The organism is Chloroflexota bacterium (genome assembly GCA_026713825.1).
Lineage (GTDB): Bacteria > Chloroflexota > Dehalococcoidia > Lucifugimonadales > UBA1127 > UBA1127.
Genome location: JAPONS010000070.1, coordinates 1 through 1,665, shown reverse-complemented (window position 1 = coordinate 1,665; position 1,665 = coordinate 1). Strand labels below are relative to the sequence as shown.

Genomic DNA, 1,665 nt, shown 5'->3' with positions numbered 1-1,665 from the left:
TTGTCCTGCGGACTGCCCGCCACGTATTCGACCGTGGCACCCCGCTCCTCGAGGCCTCCGGGGTTGGTCACGATGTTGTCGCGCTGAATGTCCCGCCAGCTTCCGCCCCAGGTGCAGACTTTGATCGACTGGCCGTCCAGGTCGCCGGCCGGGGCCGGCCCCGGCGCCGCGATGGCGAATGCCGCGGCCGTCATGGCCAGCGGTACGAGCTTGAATGAGTTGATGCGCATGTGCCGTCCTCCCTGCAAACCCACGGATGCCCGCAATAGCGAAGGCGCGGCGCCTCACGTCCCGCGCCATACCCGCGGCTAGGTGAAAGCCTGCGCCCGGCCTCAGGCCGTGTCAATGATGGTGAGTAGCGCTGCCACCCACTTTGCGGATTGAGAGAGAGTGATCGGACTTGAGCGCTTTCCACGAGATCGAGGACATCCATATCGGAGCGGCAGCCGAGCGCAAATCACTATATGGGAGGTTGGTGAGAGTTTGCGCCTCGAGGGATGAACGACAGTCTGTCGGTCAGGCTAACGCCCATCGGATACCGGCTTGAACATGCGAAGCCCCGCGCCCCGCCTGTCGAAGACGATGTGCTTGATTGCTCCGAGCACATGCAAGGCGAGCAAGGGGATGAAGAGGTGGCCCGAGACGTCGTGCACGCGTTCCATGAACTCGTGCAGGCCTCGGTTCGCTTCCATGGGAGAGGGAATGCCGAACCCGAACACGTCCAGTTCCCGCCCGAGAGTCCAGGGCAGCAGGTAGCCGGAGATCACCACCACAACGATCGCGACGAGCAGTCCCCAGTGAACAATTCGTGCCGTGAGATTGAAGATGGCCCATTGGTTCGGTGCGGCCGCCACACCGCGTCTTGCTCTATGCCATACCCGCCACAGGAGGATCAGACCGGCTATCGCACCGCCACTCACGTGAAAGACGTAGGCAGCAGTACCGCGTTCACTTTCATGGGTCAGGAACAACGAGGCTATCAGGACCGCCGCCAGCCAGTGGGCGAGGATGGATAGAATCGAGTAGCCGTCCGTGCGGAATATGGGACTTGCCGTTGTCATGTGGCTTGCTCTTGGCACCTGTCGGCCGGCGGATGGCACCCGAATGCCAGGGGCGATTGTGCCCGACCCGCAGCATGACTGCGAGTGCTGCGGCAGGGGTTTTTGAAAGTCTCCGGGTGGGGTTTAATCACGCTACCTGCCCGCCCGGCGGCCGCGTCGGTTCCGCCGGCAGGTGGGAGGAGACCATGATCTTGAGACGACTGACGGGGTGGAGCCTCATCGCGACGGGGGCGATCGTCGCCGTCCATACGATCGTCGAGCCCCTCTACCACGTAACGACCGAGACGGAGCCCTTCAGCCCGCTGTGGTACCTCCTGGATGCCCTGATGGCGATCGCCATCGCGGTCGGGGTGGTCTTCGTCGGAGCGCGGAAGGTGCGTCTGGACACCGACGCGGACCTCAAGGAGTTCCTCACCGTCAATACGCAGTTCTACGGCCTGCTGTTCATTGGCATCCTGTTCTACTGGAACTGGTTCGTGACGCTGAGTCCCGGATACACGACGCCTGGCTCCGATACGGTGGCGCTGGTCTGGATGCTTATCGACGGCGCCCTGCCGCTCCTCCTCGCGGCGATCGGCGTGCACCTCGCACGGCAGCCTGGCGG

At 63.6% G+C, this 1,665-nt stretch carries 3 protein-coding genes; 1 reads left to right on the top strand and 2 read right to left on the bottom strand.

Translation table 11 applies throughout. From position 1 onward, the window contains the following. A partial coding sequence (locus tag OXC99_08835; protein ID MCY4625088.1) for a hypothetical protein occupies window positions 1–230 on the bottom strand: 230 nt, incomplete at its 3' end. A 291-nt stretch (window positions 231–521) separates the two neighbouring features. Further along, complete coding sequence (locus OXC99_08830) at window positions 522–1,061, bottom strand: cytochrome b/b6 domain-containing protein (protein ID MCY4625087.1); 540 nt, start codon at window positions 1,059–1,061, stop codon at window positions 522–524. Window positions 1,062–1,246: 185 nt separating this feature from the next. Between OXC99_08830 and OXC99_08825 the strand changes: the two genes are divergently transcribed. Then, a partial coding sequence (locus OXC99_08825) for a hypothetical protein (protein ID MCY4625086.1) occupies window positions 1,247–1,665 on the top strand: 419 nt, incomplete at its 3' end.

Excerpts from the sequence above, each read along its gene's own strand:
- OXC99_08830 (MCY4625087.1), bottom strand. The coding sequence starts at position 1,061 with ATGACAACGGCAAGTCCCATATTCCGCACGGACGGCTACTCGATTCTA.